Origin of the sequence: Roseicyclus amphidinii, assembly GCF_030163755.1 — a bacterium.
Classification (GTDB): domain Bacteria; phylum Pseudomonadota; class Alphaproteobacteria; order Rhodobacterales; family Rhodobacteraceae; genus Roseicyclus; species Roseicyclus amphidinii.
This window is the reverse complement of record NZ_JASJOE010000001.1, coordinates 159,154-176,357: the sequence shown is the minus strand read 5'-3', so window position 1 is coordinate 176,357 and position 17,204 is coordinate 159,154. Positions and strand designations below refer to the sequence as shown.

At 68.9% G+C, this 17,204-nt stretch carries 11 protein-coding genes and 1 tRNA gene; 7 read left to right on the top strand and 5 right to left on the bottom strand.

Going from position 1 to position 17,204, the window contains the following annotated elements:
• The first annotated feature begins 100 nt into the window (after positions 1 to 100).
• Positions 101 to 976, top strand: a complete 876-nt coding sequence (gene serB, locus QQK83_RS00855; protein ID WP_284260712.1) for a phosphoserine phosphatase SerB — start codon at positions 101 to 103, stop codon at positions 974 to 976.
• A gap of 258 nt (positions 977 to 1,234) precedes the next feature.
• On the opposite strand, the gene gltB is transcribed toward serB, so the two are convergent.
• From gltB to QQK83_RS00835, 4 genes are all read right to left on the bottom strand, one after another.
• Positions 1,235 to 5,773, bottom strand: coding sequence for a glutamate synthase large subunit (gltB, locus tag QQK83_RS00850; protein ID WP_284260710.1), 4,539 nt, complete (start codon positions 5,771 to 5,773; stop codon positions 1,235 to 1,237).
• On the bottom strand, positions 5,770 to 6,231 hold the full coding sequence (locus QQK83_RS00845; RefSeq protein WP_459436730.1) for a GFA family protein: 462 nt from the start codon (positions 6,229 to 6,231) through the stop codon (positions 5,770 to 5,772). The genes gltB and QQK83_RS00845 overlap by 4 nt, the downstream gene beginning before the upstream one ends.
• A complete protein-coding gene (locus tag QQK83_RS00840) occupies positions 6,228 to 6,980 on the bottom strand; it encodes a hypothetical protein (protein WP_284260706.1) in 753 nt (250 codons plus the stop codon). Before QQK83_RS00840 ends, QQK83_RS00845 begins: the two co-directional genes overlap by 4 nt.
• A gap of 130 nt (positions 6,981 to 7,110) precedes the next feature.
• Entirely contained in the window at positions 7,111 to 8,547 is a 1,437-nt protein-coding gene (locus tag QQK83_RS00835) for an NAD(P)-dependent oxidoreductase (RefSeq protein ID WP_284260705.1), read from the bottom strand.
• A gap of 211 nt (positions 8,548 to 8,758) precedes the next feature.
• Between QQK83_RS00835 and QQK83_RS00830 the strand changes: the two genes are divergently transcribed.
• Positions 8,759 to 9,562 carry an undecaprenyl-diphosphate phosphatase gene (locus tag QQK83_RS00830; RefSeq protein WP_284260703.1) on the top strand — a complete coding sequence of 268 codons (804 nt, stop codon included), beginning with the start codon at positions 8,759 to 8,761 and terminating at the stop codon, positions 9,560 to 9,562.
• On the opposite strand, the gene QQK83_RS00825 is transcribed toward QQK83_RS00830, so the two are convergent.
• Complete coding sequence (locus tag QQK83_RS00825) at positions 9,553 to 10,542, bottom strand: complex I NDUFA9 subunit family protein (RefSeq protein WP_284260700.1); 990 nt, start codon at positions 10,540 to 10,542, stop codon at positions 9,553 to 9,555. The genes QQK83_RS00830 and QQK83_RS00825 overlap by 10 nt on opposite strands.
• A 152-nt stretch (positions 10,543 to 10,694) precedes the next feature.
• Here QQK83_RS00825 and QQK83_RS00820 point away from each other — a divergent pair, with 152 nt between their 5' ends.
• The 5 genes from QQK83_RS00820 (at position 10,695) to lptC (ending at position 17,177) form a co-directional block, all read left to right on the top strand.
• Positions 10,695 to 12,497 (top strand): autotransporter assembly complex protein TamA, encoded by a 1,803-nt coding sequence (locus tag QQK83_RS00820; protein ID WP_284260698.1) that lies wholly within the window; start codon positions 10,695 to 10,697, stop codon positions 12,495 to 12,497.
• Complete coding sequence (locus QQK83_RS00815; RefSeq protein WP_284260696.1) at positions 12,497 to 15,760, top strand: translocation/assembly module TamB domain-containing protein; 3,264 nt, start codon at positions 12,497 to 12,499, stop codon at positions 15,758 to 15,760. The genes QQK83_RS00820 and QQK83_RS00815 overlap by 1 nt, the downstream gene beginning before the upstream one ends.
• A gap of 74 nt (positions 15,761 to 15,834) precedes the next feature.
• Positions 15,835 to 15,921 (top strand) — tRNA-Leu (locus QQK83_RS00810).
• Positions 15,922 to 15,967: 46 nt separating this feature from the next.
• On the top strand, positions 15,968 to 16,579 hold the full coding sequence (locus QQK83_RS00805) for a ribonuclease D (protein WP_284260694.1): 612 nt from the start codon (positions 15,968 to 15,970) through the stop codon (positions 16,577 to 16,579).
• A 37-nt stretch (positions 16,580 to 16,616) separates the two neighbouring features.
• Positions 16,617 to 17,177, top strand: coding sequence for an LPS export ABC transporter periplasmic protein LptC (lptC, locus tag QQK83_RS00800; RefSeq protein WP_284260692.1), 561 nt, complete (start codon positions 16,617 to 16,619; stop codon positions 17,175 to 17,177).
• Positions 17,178 to 17,204 lie beyond the last annotated feature (27 nt).

Below are 17,204 nucleotides of genomic sequence, written 5' to 3'. Positions count from 1 at the left end.
CCAACCTAGGCGCGTTTCGCGCCATGCCAACCGCCAAAGCCTCTGGCCCGCTGCGTCCCTTCGTGGTCTATGGCGCGAAACTGCAGCAAGAGCGGCCGACATGTTCACCATCACCCTCGTCACCAACCCCGCGATGATCCTGGAACCGGTGCTTGTCCGCTCGCTGCGCGATGCGATGGGCGGCGGCGATGCGCTTTGGCTCGACCCCAATTGCGCGGCTGAATTCGAGGTCGGGTCGCTGCCCGGGAACCTGCCCCAGATCCGCGACAGCCTCGATGCCGAGGGCGTCGACCTCGTCGCCCAGCCCAGCGCGGGCCGCCGCAAGCGGCTGCTTCTGGCCGACATGGATTCGACCATGATCCGGCAGGAATGCATCGACGAACTGGCCGCCGCGGCGGGCATCGGCGCACAGGTCGCCGCCATCACCGCCCGCGCGATGAACGGCGAGCTGGACTTCGAGGCGGCCCTGACCGAGCGCGTCGCGCTTCTGCGGGGCCTGCCCGAGACGACCATCGCCGAGGTGCTGGCCACCCGCATCACCATGATGCCCGGCGGTGCCACGCTGGTCGCCACGATGCGCGCCCATGGCGCCCATGCGGCGCTTGTCTCGGGCGGGTTCACCGCCTTTACCGAGGCCGTCGCGGCGCGGCTGGGCTTCCACGAGCACCGCGCGAACACGCTGCTGGTCGAGGGCGGCGTTCTGACCGGCACGGTCGCCCATCCGATCCTCGGGCGCGAGGCCAAGGTCGCCGCGCTGGAAGACCTGACCGCACGGCTTGGCCTGACCGATGCCGACGTGCTGGCCATCGGCGACGGCGCGAACGACCTGGGCATGCTGCAACGCGCAGGGCTGGGTGTCGCCGTCCACGCGAAACCCGTGGTGCAGGCGCAGGCCGCCCACGCGATCAACCACGGCGACCTGACCGCGCTGCTCTACGCGCAGGGCTACGCCAAGGCGGAGTTCGTGACGCCCTGACCCGAAGGGCTGCGCCCCGTGGCGCGGCGCGGAGGGGGCTTGCGGCGTGGCTCGGCCTCCGGCCTGCGCCCACGACCGCGGTGGCACCGCTGACGCGGTGCGGTCGGTGCCCCTGATCCAGGGAATGCGGAGCGGAGGCGTCGCTCCGAAACAGGGGGCTCTGCCCCCGTCCCTTCGGGACTCCCCCGGAGTTGTATTTGCCAAGATGAAGGGGAGACCCCGCACAACGGTCACACGAACCGGGCGCGGGGTGTCGGGTCATTCGGCAGGAACGGCGGCCTTCTCGATGCCCAGCGGATGCGCCAGCTTGTCCAGCATCTCCTTCGGGCAGACCTGCAGGAAGTTGCCGCGCTCGAGATCCCAGTGCTGCAGGATGCCGGCCGCCTTGCGCGAGCCGGTCTCGCGCAGATGCGCCTCGATCAGGGTCTTCAGCTGGGCCTCCCACTCGGGCACGGTCACCGGGCAGGTCACCAGCGTCTCCATGTTCATGTTGACGCGGGCCACACCCTCCGGGTCGTGGAGATAGGCCATGCCGCCCGTCATCCCGGCCCCGAAATTCGCCCCGATGGAGCCAAGGATCACCGCGACACCGCCGGTCATGTATTCACAGCCGTTGGAGCCACAGCCCTCGATCACCACCTTGGCGCCCGAGTTCCGCACCGCGAAACGCTCGCCCGCGCGGCCGGCCGCGAACAGGTAGCCGTCGGTCGCCCCGTAAAGCACCGTGTTGCCGATGATCACGTTCTCCGACGCGGTCAGCGGGCTGTCCTGCGGCGGGCGCACCACGACGATACCGCCCGACAGGCCCTTGCCCACATAGTCGTTCGCGTCGCCCGACACCTCGAGCTTGAGGCCGGGCGCGGCGAAGGCCCCCAGCGACTGACCGGCAGACCCTTGCAGCTTGACCGTCAGGTGATCGGGCTGCAGCGCGTTGCGCATCCCGAAGGCCTGAACGATATGGCTCGACGTCCGCGTGCCGATGGTGCGCAGCGTGTTCTGCACGGCATAGGACAGCTGCATCTTCTCGCCATCCTCGAGGAAGCGATGCGCATCCGCCACGATCTGCGCGTCCAGCGTGTCGGGCACGGCGTTGCGCGGCTTGTTGCGGTCATACTTGATCCGGTCGGCCCCATCGACGGTGATGAGCATCGGGTTGAGGTCGAGATCGTCCAGATGCGCCGCACCCCGGCTGACCTGCGTCAGCAGATCGGCCCGCCCGATCACGTCGTCCAGCGACCGCGCCCCGATGGAGGCGAGGATCTCCCGCACCTCCTGCGCATAGAAGGTGATCAGGTTCACCACCTTGTCCGCGTTGCCGGTGAACTTCTTGCGCAGGCTTTCGTCCTGCGTGCAGACGCCCACGGGGCAGGTGTTGGACTGGCACTGGCGCACCATGATGCAGCCCATGGCGATCAGCGCCGCGGTGCCGATGCCGTATTCCTCGGCCCCCATCATCGCCGCCATGACGATGTCGCGCCCGGTGCGAAGCCCGCCATCGGTGCGCAGCGTGATCCGGTCGCGCAGGTTGTTCATGGCGAGAACCTGGTGCGCCTCGGTCAGGCCCATCTCCCAGGGCAGACCGGCATACTTGATGCTGGTCGCAGGGCTGGCGCCCGTGCCGCCGTTGTGGCCCGAGATCAGGATCACGTCGGCCTTGGCCTTGGCCACGCCGGCGGCGATGGTGCCGACGCCCGAAGAGGCGACAAGCTTCACCGTCACCTTGGCGCGCGGGTTGATCTGCTTCAGGTCGTAGATCAGCTGCGCCAGGTCCTCGATACTGTAGATATCATGGTGCGGCGGGGGCGAGATCAGCGTCACGCCCTTGGTCGAATGCCGCAGCCGCGCGATCAGCTCGGTCACCTTCATGCCGGGCAGCTGGCCACCCTCGCCGGGCTTGGCCCCTTGCGCCACCTTGATCTCGAGCTCTTCGCAATGGTTCAGGTACTCGGCGGTCACGCCGAAGCGCCCCGAGGCCACCTGCTTGATCTTGGCGGACGGGTTGTCACCGTTCGGCTCCGGCACGAAATGCGCCGGGTCCTCGCCGCCCTCACCCGAGTCCGACTTCGCGCCGATCCGGTTCATCGCCACGTTCAGCGTCTTGTGCGCCTCGGGCGACAGCGCCCCCAGCGACATCCCCGGCGTGACAAAGCGCTTGCGGATCGAGGTGATGCTTTCCACCTCCTCGATGGGCACGGGATTGCCCAGCGGCTTGATGTCCATCAGGTCGCGCAGGTGGATCGGCGGATTGCTCCGCATCTTTTCCGAATACTGCTTCCACAGGCTGTAGGAGGCGCGGTTGCACGCCTGCTGCATCATGTGCATCGACGTCGCTTCCCATGCGTGCTTTTCGCCGGAGCGACGCGCCTTGTAGAAACCGCCGATGGGCAGCACCCCCTCACCACGGAGGAAGCCCTTGGCATGCACCTCCTCGGCCTTCTTCTGCAGGCCGCTGACGCCGATGCCGCTGATGCGCGACAACATGCCGGGGAAATACTCGGCCACCATCGCACGGCTCAGGCCCACCGCCTCGAAGTTCAGACCGCCGCGATAGGAGGAGATCACGGAAATCCCCATCTTCGACATGATCTTCAGAAGCCCCTGGTCGATGGCGGCCCGATAGCGCGCCATCGCCTCGGTCAGGCTGCCCTCGATCAGGCCGCGCGCGATGCGGTCGGCAATCGAGTCCTGCGCCAGGTAGGCGTTCACCGTCGTCGCCCCGCAGCCCACGAGAACCGCGAAGTAATGCGGGTCGATGCACTCGGCCGAGCGGACGTTGAGCGAACAGAAGGTCCGCAAACCGCGCTGCGTCAGCCAAGAATGCACCGCGCTGGTGGCCAGGATCATCGGCATCGCCACGCGATCCTCGCCCTGCCCCTGGTCGGTCAGGACCAGGTGACCGGCGCCCGAGCGCACGGCATCCTCCGCGGCGTGGCGAATACGCTCCAGCCCCTCGCGCAGCGCATCCTGCTTGCCGCCCGCGGCAAAGGTGCAGTCGATCACGACGTGATCGGCGTTGAAATGCCCGACCATCGCGTCGAACTGCGCGTTCGAGACGAAGGGGCTGTCGAGGACCAAGATCTCGGTCTGCGACGAATCCTCGTCCAGCACGTTCTTGAGGTTCCCGAAGCGCGTCTTCAGGCTCATCACCCGGTACTCGCGCAACGAGTCGATGGGCGGGTTCGTCACCTGGCTGAAGTTCTGGCGGAAGTAATGGCTGAGCGGGCGATACATGCTCGACAGAACCGCCGCCGGCGTGTCGTCGCCCATCGAGGCCAGCGCCTCCTTGCCATCCTCGGCCATCGGCGCGAGGATCTGCTCCAGCTCCTCGATGGAATAGCCCGCGGCCACCTGCCGGCGGCGCAGCTCGGCCCCGTCGAACAGCGCGCGTTCACTCACACCGGCCGTATCGGCAGCCAGATCGGCGATCTTGCCCACCCACTCCCCGAAGGGGCGCGAGGCCGCCAGCTTGTCCTTGATCTCGGTGTCGTGGAACAGCCCGCCGTCCTTCATGTCGACGGCGATCATCTGGCCCGGGCCAAGCGCGCCCTTTTCCACGACGGTCGCCTCGTTGATCGGCACCATCCCGGCCTCGGACCCGGCGATCAGCATCCCCTCACCGGTCACGACATAGCGCATCGGGCGCAGCCCGTTCCGGTCAAGACCGGCACAGACCCAGCGGCCATCGGTCATCGCCAGCGCGGCGGGGCCGTCCCACGGCTCCATCACCGAGTTGCAATAGGCATACATGTCCTGCCACGCCTGCGGCAGCTCCGCGGCGGTGTTCGACCAGGCCTCGGGCACCAGCATCGTCTTGGCCATCGGCGCCGAGCGGCCCGCGCGCACCAGCACCTCGAACACGGCATCAAGCGCGCCCGAGTCGCTCGCCCCCTGCGGGATGATCGGCTTGATGTCCTCGGCCATGTCCCCGAAATAGGTCGAGGCCATGCGGATCTCGTGGCTCTTCATCCAGTTGACGTTGCCCTTCAGCGTGTTGATCTCGCCGTTATGGGCCAACATGCGGAAGGGCTGGGCCAGCCACCACTGCGGAAAGGTGTTGGTCGAATAGCGCTGGTGGTAGATCGCAAAGGCGCTCTCGAAGCGCTCGTCCTGCAGGTCGGGATAGAACTCGGCCACGTCCTGCGCCAGCATCATCCCCTTATAGATGATCGAGCGGCAGCTGAAGCTGCAAAGATACAGCTCCTTCACACCCGCGGCCTGCGCGGCCTTCTCGATGCGGCGGCGGATGACGTAAAGTTCGCGCTCGAAGGTCTCTTCGTCCACGCCCTTGGAGTTCGAGATGATGATCTGCTCGATCTCGGGCCGCGTCGCGTTGGCCTTCTCGCCCAGCACGGCGATGTTCACCGGCACATGCCGCCAACCGTAGATGTAATAGCCCATCCGCAGCACTTCGGACTCGACGATCGTCCGGCAGGTCTCCTGCGCGCCGAAATTGGTGCGCGGCAGGAAGACCTGGCCGACGGCCATCAGCTCGTTCTCGCGCGGCTCATGCCCGGTGCGGCGCACCTGGTCGTAAAAGAAGCGCGGCGGGATCTGCACATGGATGCCCGCGCCGTCGCCGGTCTTGCCATCGGCATCCACCGCACCGCGGTGCCACACGGCCTTCAGCGCGTTGATGCCGTTCTCCACGACCTTGCGGCTGGCCTCACCGTCCAGCGCCACCACAAGCCCCACCCCGCAGGAGGAATGCTCGTCTTCCTCGCGGAACATGCCGTTCTCGGCCATCCACCGGCGCTTGGCCTCTTCGGCCGCCGCCCAGGTCGCATCGTAAGTCGTCATGGCATGTCTCCCTCGAGATGAAGGTTTTTCGCTTCGTATTCCGCGCGAGTCGCGCGGCGATGATCACCGGACAACGGCACATAGGCCGGTGCGCGGTCGGTGTAGATTTCCGAAATCAGCGGGAACGCCGCCGCAGCCGGAAAGAGGGCGGGCATCAGCTCGTAGTCCGCGTCGTCGCGGTCGGTGTTCCTGAGCCACAGGTTGCTGCCGCAGACCGGGCAAAAGGCGCGCTCGGAAAACGGGGAGGAGGCATAGCGCGCAACCGCGCCCTCGACCGTCACGGCATCGGCCGATGCCTCGAACGCGCCCCAGACCAGACCGGACGACCTTTGACACATGCTGCAATGGCAGACCCCCACCGCGGCGACATGGGCGCCGTCGACGCCGATCCGCACGGCCCCGCACAGGCAGGCGCCGTCAAGTCGCCCGGTGCGGCGGTATTGATCCGCGATGCTCACTGCCGAACCCTCCAGACCGGGACGGCGGGCGCCGCGCTCATCATGTCGCCGCAATCGTAGATCGGCCGCGTGGTTAGGAAGCCCGGCTCGCCGGGTTCCGCAAACTCCATCGGGCTGTTGTTGTATTCGAAGCTTGTCCCGTCGGGCTCGGTCACCGTCTCGACCCCGCCGAAGAACATCCGCCAGCCCTCGTGGACGAACTGGTTGCCCTCGACCCGGCGCGCGCCGCCGTCCACGCCGTATTGATAGGTGAACTCGGTCACCATCAGGGTCCGGCCATCCACCGTCACCTCGCCGCCCGTCAGGCTGTCGAAACCGGTGTAGTCGCGCCGGAACCGGCCCGTCTGCCCCTCGACCATCAGCGAGAACACCATCGTGTCGCTGCCCGTCTCCAGCAGCTCGGTCAGGCTGGCGGGGTCGTCCTCGGGCTCGACCAGCACGGTCGTGCTGTCGCTGCGCAGGCTCCAGCCCCGCAGCCAGCGAAATTCCGCATCCGTGTAGCTCAGGTAATAGGGTCCGTCCTGATCCAGCGAGACGCGCCAATGCGTCCCCTCGGGATCGCCCTCGCAGGTCCAGTGGTGGCTGACCGTGCATTCGCGCGCCTGAACCGTCAGAAAGGCGGTGCAACCCGCCGGCACATCGAACAGGTCGGGCCCCGGCATCTGCGCGGCCGCGGGCAGCGGCGCGCACAGCAGGGCCGCCGCGAGACCCACGGTGCCCAAACCGGTTGCGATGCCGTTAACCCACATACCCGTCAGCCTTTCTGACCTTTAACCTTTGCGCCCACGCGCCCGTATGACCCCGCGTATGCACGCGGTCTGCACGCCCCGTGTACGGATGTCACCGCCTGACCGGGCCAGCCCGATGGCGGTTACCGGATCACTCCGCCGCCACCGCGCCCGTGGTCGCCAGTTTTTCGAGGATCGCCTCGGCCGCCTCGCGCCCGTCGCGGATCGCCCAGACAACCAGCGATGCGCCGCGCACGATATCGCCCACCGCATAGACATTCTCGACCTGGGTCTCATGCGTGCGGAAGTTGGCCTTGATCGTGCCCCAGCGCGTCACCTCCAGCTCGGGAACACCCCAGAGCGTCGGCAGGTCCTCGGGCTCGAAGCCCAGCGCCTTGATGACCATGTCCGCGCCTTCGACATACTCGGCGCCCTCGATGATCTCGGGGGATTGCCGCCCGGTCTGGTCCGGTGCGCCAAGGCGCATCCGGTCGACCATCACGCCTTCGACCGTCTCACCGCCGGTGAAACCCTTGGGCGCGGAAAGCCACACGAATTCAACGCCTTCTTCCTCGGCATTGGCCACCTCGCGCTGTGAGCCGGGCATGTTCGCCTTGTCGCGGCGATAGAGGCACTTCACGCTGACCGCATCCTGCCGGATCGCGGTGCGCACGCAGTCCATCGCGGTGTCGCCGCCGCCGATGACGACGATGCGCTTGCCCTTTGCATTCAGCTCGCCGCTGTCGAACTCGGGCACCTCGTCGCCAAAGCTCTTGCGGTTGCTGGCCGTCAGGTAGTCGATGGCGCGCACGATGCCGTCGGCCCCCACGCCCGGCGCGTTCAGGTCGCGCGACTTGTAGACGCCCGTGGCGATGATGACGAAGTCATGCTTGCCGCGGATCGCGTCGAAGCTGACGTCTTCGCCCACGTTGCAATTCAGCACGAACTCCACGCCGCCCTCTTCCAGCAGCGTGTTGCGGCGCACCACCACGTCCTTCTCCAGCTTGAAGCCGGGAATGCCGTAGGTCATCAGCCCGCCCGCGCGGTCGTAGCGGTCATAGACCGTCACCTGCAGCCCGGCGCGGCGCAGCATGTCCGCGGCGGCAAGCCCGCCGGGGCCCGCGCCGATGATGCCGACCGATTCGGGCCGCTCCACCGAAGGCGCGATGGGCTTGACCCAGCCCTGGTCCCAGGCCGTATCGGTGATGTATTTCTCGACCGAGCCGATCGTGACGGTGCCGTGCCCCGACTGCTCGATCACGCAGTTCCCCTCGCACAGGCGATCCTGCGGGCAGATGCGGCCGCAGATCTCGGGGAAGGTGTTGGTCGCCTGGCTGATCTCGTAAGCTTCCTGCAACCGCCCCTCGGCGGTCAGCTTGAGCCAATCGGGAATGTTGTTGTGCAGCGGACAATGCGACTGGCAATAGGGAACACCGCACTGGCTGCACCGCCCGGCCTGCTCCGCCGCCTTCTCGCGCGCGTATTCACCGTAGATCTCGCCGAAATCCTCACGGCGCAGGTTCGGCGGACGCTTCTCCGGCATCTCCCGCTCGACCGACACGAATTTCAACATGGGTTGCTTGGCCACGAAACATCTCCCATCCTAGCTGCGCCTCTATACCGAGGCTGCACGGATCTGAAAAGACAACAAGGCTGACCTATTTGCCGATTTTACCGCCGTCAAGCCTGTCGCTTGGACCAAAACATCCCGAAAATGGTAAACAAGAGTTACCTATATTCCAGAATCAGATGATACATCAGGGCTTTGACCCGTTGCCCTTTTTCGGACCCTGCGCACGATGACCCTGTGGAACCTGATCCTGCTCGCCCTGATCCAGGGCATCACCGAGTTCCTTCCGGTCTCGAGCTCCGGCCATCTCGTGCTTCTGCCGAATCTCACCGGGCTTGCCGACCAGGGTCAGGTGATCGACGTCGCCGTCCATGTCGGCACGCTGGGCGCGGTCATGCTCTACTTCTGGCGCGACGTGCGGCTGGCCCTGACGGGCCTGCCCCGGATGCTGACGGGCCGGATCGACACGGCGGGCGCAAGGCTCGCCTTCCTGCTGATGATCGCCACGATCCCGGTGATCCTTGCGGGGCTTGTCCTGCACCTGACGGGCCTTGACGATGCGATGCGCTCCGTCGCGGTGATCGGCTGGACGATGCTGGTCTTCGGCCTTGTCCTCTACTGGGCCGACCAGCGCGGGCCGAAGGTGAAACAGGCCGCAGGCTGGTCGCTGAAGGACGCCATCACCATGGGCCTCTGGCAGGCGGTCGCGCTGATCCCCGGCACCTCGCGCTCCGGCATCACCATCACCGGCGCGCGGCTGCTGGGCTATGACCGCGAAAGCGCGGCCCGCCTGTCGATGCTGATGTCGATCCCGACGATCATGGCCTCGGGCATCCTGCTGGGGGGTGAGGTGATCGCCACCGCCGACGCGGCCGCCGCGCGCGACGGGGCCATCGCCGCCGGCTTCGCCTTCGTCTCGGCGCTTGCGGCGCTCAGCATCATGATGCGGCTTCTGCGCTCGGTCAGCTTCACGCCCTACGTGATCTACCGCGTGGCGCTCGGCGTGATCCTTCTGGGGATCGCCTATTCCTGACTGCGCAGGTGGCGTGCGGCTTCCTTGATGTCGGAATATTGCCCGCCGGGGCGGTAGTGCCACAGGTAGTCGTCCAGCACCGCCTCCATCGCGGTGGGGTGGATGCCCAGCTCGGCAAAGCCCATGCGCCCCTCGGTCACCACGTTGTCGCGGCGCAGGTTGCGGACCTGGTCGCGCGTGAGCAAGCCGTTGTGGAACAGGCCCAGCGTCACCGTCTGCACCGCGTCCAGCACCGTGCCCATGATCCCGGCCACGAAGAACGGCACGTTCAAGAGCAGGCGGCGGCGGCGAATCACGCCCAGCATCCGCTGCATCAGCACGCGGAACGTCGCCACCTCGGGCCCGCCCAGCTCGTAGATGCCCGGCTTCGCCGTCCCGAGGATGCCCATCACCGCGGCCTTTGCCACGTCATCGACATAGACCGGCTGGAACTTCGTCTCGGCCCCGACCACGGGAAGGGCGGGCGACATCCGCGTCATTGCGGCGAAGCGGTTGAAGAACTGGTCCTCGGGTCCGAAGACGATGGAGGGGCGCAGGATCATCGCGGTCGGGAAGGCGGCCAGCACCGCCTCTTCGCCCTTGCCCTTGGTGTCGGCGTAGTCGCTGTCGCTGCCGCCCTCGGCCCCGATGGCCGAGACATGCACCAACCGTGCGGCGCCTTCCTCGGCGGCGATGCGGGCGACACGGGCCGCCCCTTCGGCCTGAACGGTGTCGAAGCGGTTCTTGCCGCGCTCCGACAGGATGCCCACGCAGTTCACAACCGCGTCAGCGCCGTGGATTGCCGCGCGCACGCTGTCGTCATCGCGGATATTGGCGAGCACCGGCTCCACCTGCCCCACCACGCCGTAGGGCCGCACGAACAGCGCCTCGTTCGGACGGCGCACCGCGACGCGGACACGCCAGCCTTCCTTGGCCATGCGCCGAGCGATGTAGCGTCCGACAAAGCCGGATCCGCCGAAAATGGTGACGAGCTTCGACATGGATGGTGTCCTCCGGTCACGGTCTTGGCTCGCGTGATAGAAGGGCCATCCCGGCGCGACAAGGCGCAAATCGTCCCAAGGTTGCGCCGGAACCCGCGCAGCGCCCCGGACACGGGTGGCAACGACTCGGTGCAGGGGCTAGGTATGAAGAGATGTTTGCTCGTATCGCCTTGGTCCATCTCGGCGCGCTGGCCTTGTCGGTCTGTGTCGCCGTCACCTCCGCGCCCGCCGCCGCGCAGGAGGTCCGCCTGATCGCGCCCGGCGCATCAGAGGACCTGCAGGACCGGCTGCGCGCCGCCGCGCTGCTGTTGCGCGACCTTGACGAGGGCACGACCCGCACCGGCGCCGATGTCGTCGCCGCCGCGCGTGCCGATTACGCGCGCCTGATCGGCGTGCTCTACGAAGACGGCTACTTCGCCCCGGTGATCGCCATCCGCCTCGACGGTCGGGATGCCGCGGGCATCTCGCCCTTCGATCCGCCCGGCCGCGTGCAGACCGTCGAGATCGAGATCGAGACCGGCGCGCCCTTCCGGCTGGGCGAAGCGCGGATCGGCCCGCTTGCCCCCGACACCGACCTGCCCGAGGGGTTCCGCCCCGGCGAACCGGCGTCCACCCCGCTTCTGCGCGACACCACCGCCGCGGCCCTGACCGCGTGGCGGGCGCAGGGCAACGCCTTCGCCGATGTCGGCGAGCAGTCGATCCGCGCCGACAACCGCGCCGCCGTCCTCGACGTGGCGATCCGCGTCGATCCCGGCCCGGTCATCTCCTTCGGCCAGCTTCTGCCCGAGGGGCAGGAGCGGATGCGCACGGCCCGTATCCTCGAAATCGCGGGCCTGCCCGTGGGCGAGGTCTATTCGCCCGAGGCGCTTGCCCGCGCCGAGGAACGGCTGCGCGAAACCGGCGTCTTTTCCGCCGTGGCGCTGCAACTGCGCGACCCGCAGGCCCGCGATGTCTCGGACGTGGCCGCCGTCCTCGACGAGGCGCCCTTGCGCCGCCTCGGCTTCGGGGCGGAGCTGTCCAGCGACGAGGGCATCCAGCTGTCGGCCTACTGGCTGCACCGCAACCTGTTCGGCGGGGCCGAGCGTCTGCGCTTCGACGCCGTCGTCTCGGGCATCAGCAGCGATACCGACGGCATCGACGCCGAGCTGACCGCCCGCTTCGACCGCCCCGCCACCTTCACGCCCGACACGGACCTCGGTCTCGAGCTGGGTGTCGCCGCGCTGAAGGAACCGCTTTACCAGCTCGATTCGGTAACGCTCGAGGCCGGTCTCACCCACCGGCTGACCGACCGGATCACCCTGCGCGGCGCGCTGGGTCTGGAACGGGCGCGGTTTTCCTCGCCGCTCGGCACCTCCACCATCACCCGGCTGACCCTGCCGCTGGGCGCGACCTACGACGGGCGCGACGATCCGCTGGATGCGCGCGCGGGTCTCTACGGCGACGTCGCGCTGACACCCTTCCTCACGCCGGGCGATGGCGGCGGCGCGCGGCTGACCTTCGACGGCCGCGCCTACCGCGCCTTCGGCGAAGGGGCCACCCGCCTTGCCGGGCGGCTGCAACTGGGCGCGCTGACGGGCGGGACAGTCGCGGATATCCCGCCCGACGAGTTCTTCTATTCCGGCGGCTCGGGCACCGTCCGCGGCCAACCCTACCAGACCCTCGGCGCGCTTCAGGGCGGCATCGCCAGCGGCGGCCGCTCCTTCGCGGGGCTGTCGGGCGAGATCCGACACGACGTAGGCGAGACGAATTTCGGCGTCGTCGGCTTCGCCGATATCGGCGCGATCAGTGCCGACAGCTGGGGCGGCGGCGACAGCGACTGGCACGCAGGCGCGGGCCTCGGGCTGCGCTACGCCACGCCCTTCGGGCCGATCCGCCTTGACCTTGCCACGCCCGTCACCGGCACGAACGCGGGGCGCGAGGCCTATCTCTACATCGGCATCGGGCAGGCCTTCTGATGCGGCATCTTCTGCTGGCCCTCATCGCCGTCACGGCCCTTCTCGCCGCGCCCGCCGCGGCACAGGACGACGACCGCTCGCGCATCGTGCGCTTCCTCGAAGACCAGCTTTCGGACGGCGCGCGCACCGTCACCATCGAGGGCTTTCGCGGCGCGCTGTCGGCCACCGCCGAGCTGGACCGCCTGACCATCGCCGACGCGCAGGGCGTCTGGCTGACGCTGGAGGGCGCGGAACTGAACTGGTCGCGCGCGGCCCTTCTGCGCGGCGCGCTGCAGATCGACCAGCTCACCGCCGAGCGGCTGGAGATCCTGCGCGCCCCCGTCACCGAGCCGGGGCTCGACCTGCCACCGGCCGAGGCGACACCCTTTTCCCTGCCCGACCTGCCGGTCTCCATCGCCATCGACCGCACCGCCATCGCGCGGGTCAGTCTCGGCCCCTCGCTCATCGGGCAGGCGGTCGAGCTGTCGGTGCAGGGCGCGGCGCAACTGGCCGGCGGCGAGGGCAGCGCCGCGCTCGAGATCACCCGCCTCGACGGGCCGCGCGGCGTCTTCGACCTTGCCGCGAGCTACACCAACGACACGCGGCTCCTGTCGCTGTCCCTGCTGCTCGAGGAAGATCCCGGCGGCCTTGCCGCCACGCTTCTGGGGCTTCCCGGCGCACCGCAACTGAGCCTGTCGGTCGCGGGCGAGGACCCGATCGACGATTTCGCCGCCGAGATCGCCCTTTCGACCGAGGGCGTGCCGCGCCTGTCGGGGACGGTGGCGACCGCGCTCACCCCCGAGACCGGAACGCGCAGGGTGACGGCGCGCGTCGGCGGCGACATCACGCCCCTGTTCCTGCCCGATTACCGCGCCTTCTTCGGCCCCGATGTCGCGCTCGACACGCAGATCACGCTGCTGCCCGACGGCGCCGTCGCGCTTGACCGGCTGTCGCTGAGCGCGGCGGCGCTGGAGCTGTCGGGCGAGATGTCGCTCGACCCCGGCGGGCGGCCCCGCGCCTTTGCGCTGACCGGGCGCATCGCCGACCCCGCGGGAACCGGCCCCGTGCGCCTGCCGATCCCCGATGCCGAGATCACCGTGACCGCCGCCGATATCGCGGTGCGCTATGACCGCGCCGCGGGCGACGCCTATGACGCGGTCGCGCGGGCGACCGGCCTCGACCTCGGGACGGCGACGGTCGACGCGATTCGGATCGACGCCGCGGGCGAGATCGCCGAGACGCCCGAGGGGCTGCGCGTGGACGCGCCGCTGCGCGTCGCCCTCGACGGGCTGCGGCACGACGATCCGGCGCTGCAACAGGCGCTGGGACAGGTCGCGCAGCTGACCGCGCGGCTCGGCTGGCGCACGGGCCGGCCCGTGACGCTCGACGCGCTGTCCGCGCGGGCGGGCGACCTTGCCCTGACCGGCGAGGCTGCGCTTGCCACCGGCGAGGCGCAACTGACCCTGACCACCGCGCTCACGGCCGAGGCCGCCGACCTGTCGCGCTTCGCCGCGCTGGCCGAACAACCCCTGTCCGGCCGCCTGTCCGCCACGCTGCAGGCCGAGGCCGAGCTTCTGTCGGGCGCCTTCGACCTGATGCTGGAGGGCACGGGCCGCGACCTGCGCATCGCCGAGGCGCTTCCGCCGCGGCTCTTCGCGGGCGAGACCCGGCTGACCCTCTCGGCGCTGCGCGACGAAACCGGCCTTACCCTGCGCGCGCTCACGCTCGACGGGGCCGAGGCGCGCCTGTCGGGCACCGGTCGCCTTGGCCCCGACGGCGCGGTGATCGGCCTTGACGCGCGGCTGGCCGATGTCGGGCTGTTCACCGACACCTTGAGCGGGCCGGTGACGGCCCGGCTCGACACCACCCGCGGCGCGGGCGAGGACGCGCCGTGGCGCGTGGTCGCCGAGCTGACCAGCGGCGCGGGCATCACCGCCGATGTCTCGGGCTCTGTCGCCGCCGATGCCGCCACCGCCGATCTGACGGCGCGGGGCCAGCTGCCCCTTGCGCTGGCCAACCGCGCGCTGGCGCCGCGCAGCGTCTTCGGCACGCTCGACTTCGACCTGCGCCTGAACGGCGCACCCGCGCTTGCGTCGCTGTCGGGCACGGTCCGCACAGGCGACGCGCGCGTCACCCTGCCCACGCTTCAGACCGCGCTCGAAGGCGTCTCGGCCACCGGCCAGCTGTCGGGCGGGCGCGTCAGCTTCTCGACCGACGGTCGGCTCGGCAGCGGCGGCACGGTGACCGCCGACGGCAGCGTCGGGCTGACCGAGCCCGGCCTGCCCGCCCGGATCGAGATTCGCGGCCGCGACCTGCGGCTGGTCGATCCCACGCTCTACGAGGCGCGCATCGACCGCGCCGATGTCGCCGTCACCGGCGCCCTGACCGGCGCGCTGCAGGTGGGTGGCGAAATCGCGCTGGGCGAAACCGAACTGCGCGTGCCCGAAAGCGGGCTGGGCGGCTCGGCCGCCATCCCGCCGATCACCCACAGCGCGGAAACCGCCGCCGAGCGGCGCACGCGCATCGCTGCGGGCCTCGGCCCACGGGCGCAAGGCGCAGACGGCGGCAGCGGCGGTGGCGCGCAGCGCATCGCCCTCGACCTGGCGATCACGGCCCCCGGCCGCATCTTCATCCGCGGCCGCGGCCTCGACGCGGAGCTGGGCGGGCAACTGCGCCTTGGCGGCACCACCGCCGAGGTCATCCCGGCAGGCCGCTTCGACCTCGTCCGCGGGCGGCTCTCGATCCTCGGCACGCGGCTCGACCTGACCGAGGGCTCCGCCAGCCTCGAAGGCAGCTTCGATCCGTTCATCCGGCTACGCGCCACCACCCGCGCGGGCGACTACCAGGTCAGCATCGAATTGAGCGGCCCGATCAGCGCGCCCACCGTCACCCTCGGGTCCAGCCCCAGCCTCCCCGAGGACGAGATCCTCGCCCAGCTTCTGTTCGGGCGCTCGGTCTCGGCGCTGTCGCCGGTGCAGCTGCTGCAACTGGCCGATGCCGCGGCCTCGCTGGCGGGCGGCGAGGGCCAGGGGGGCATCCTGTCGAACCTGCGCGAAACCCTCGGGCTCGACGATCTCGACATCCAGACCGACGCCCAGGGCAACGCCGCCCTGCGCGCCGGGCGCTACCTGTCGGACAATGTCTATACCGATGTCACGGTGGGCGGCGACGGCGGCGCGGATGTCTCGCTCAACATCGACCTGACGCCGAACGTGACCGCGCGCGGCAGCTTTTCCTCGGACGGAACCTCCAGCCTCGGCGTGTTCTTCGAGCGGGATTATTGAAGTCGCGCATTTTCCCGCACGACCCCCGTTGACACCCCCGCACACCGCCTTTATCAGCCCGCCTCACGACACCTGCCCAGGTGGCGGAATTGGTAGACGCGCTGGCTTCAGGTGCCAGTGATCGAAAGGTCGTGGAGGTTCGAGTCCTCTCCTGGGCACCACTCTTTCTCTCCGCCGCACCGCCTGCGAGATGAAAGGGACTGAACCGTGACGATCCACCTCTATCAGAACGATCTGCCCGATGGCCTCGACCTCGGTCCCGCGGTCGCAATCGACTGCGAGACGATGGGCCTCAACCCCCACCGTGACAGGCTTTGCGTCGTGCAGCTGTCGTCGGGTGACGGCAACGCGCACCTGATGCAGGTCGCCAAGGGCCAGACCGAGGCCCCCAATCTCGCGCGGCTTCTGACCGACCCCGATGTGCTCAAGCTGTTCCATTTCGGGCGCTTCGACATCGCGGTGATGTATCACGCCTTCGGCGCGCTGGCCGCGCCGGTCTATTGCACCAAGATCGCCTCGAAACTGGTGCGCACCTACACCGACCGGCACGGGCTGAAATACCTGCTGCAGGAACTGCTCGAGGTCGACATCTCCAAGCAGCAGCAAAGCTCGGACTGGGGCGCGGCCAAGCTGACCGAGCCGCAAAAGGCCTATGCCGCCTCCGATGTGCTGTATCTCCACCGCCTGAAAGCCGCGCTCGACGAGATGCTGGCGCGCGAAGGGCGCACCGCCACCGCGCAGGCCTGTTTCGACTTCCTGCCGACGCGCGCGCAACTCGATCTTGCCGGTTGGCCCGAGATCGACATCTTCTCGCACTGATCGGCCGATGGCGGCGCCCAACCGATATTCGCGGATCGTGAGCTGGGTCAAACTGGCCCTTCCGCTCATCGCTCTGGCGCTGCTGTCCACGATGTTCCTGTTCTCGCGCACCCCCGACCCCGAGGCGGCGCTGCCCTTCGCCACGGTCGACATCGACGAGTTGCTGCGCGAACAGCGCCTGTCGCAGCCGCGCTTCGCCGGAACGCTCGAGGACGGGCGCGCGGTGACGCTGGTCGCCGCCAGCGCCGCGCCCGAGCCCGCGAACCCCAACCGCATCCGCCTGACCGAGATCGAGGCGCGCGTCACCGTCACCGACGAGAACCGCATGGTGGTCAGCGCCGGCAACGGCGAGATCGACCTTGCCGCCCGCGCGCTGTCGCTCGACGGGCAGGTCTCTGCGGCGACGACCTCGGGCCTGTCGCTCGACACCGCGCGGCTGATCGTCTCGATGGACCGGATGCGCCTCTCCGCGCCCGGCCGGATCGAGATCGTCGCCGAGGGCGCCACCCTGACCGCCGGGGCGATGGAGATGACCGGCCCCGAAGGCGGGGCTTTCCTGAGTTTCACAGGCGGCGTTCGCCTGATATACGACCCTTGAGTGCCCCCCGAGTTCCCCAAGTAGACG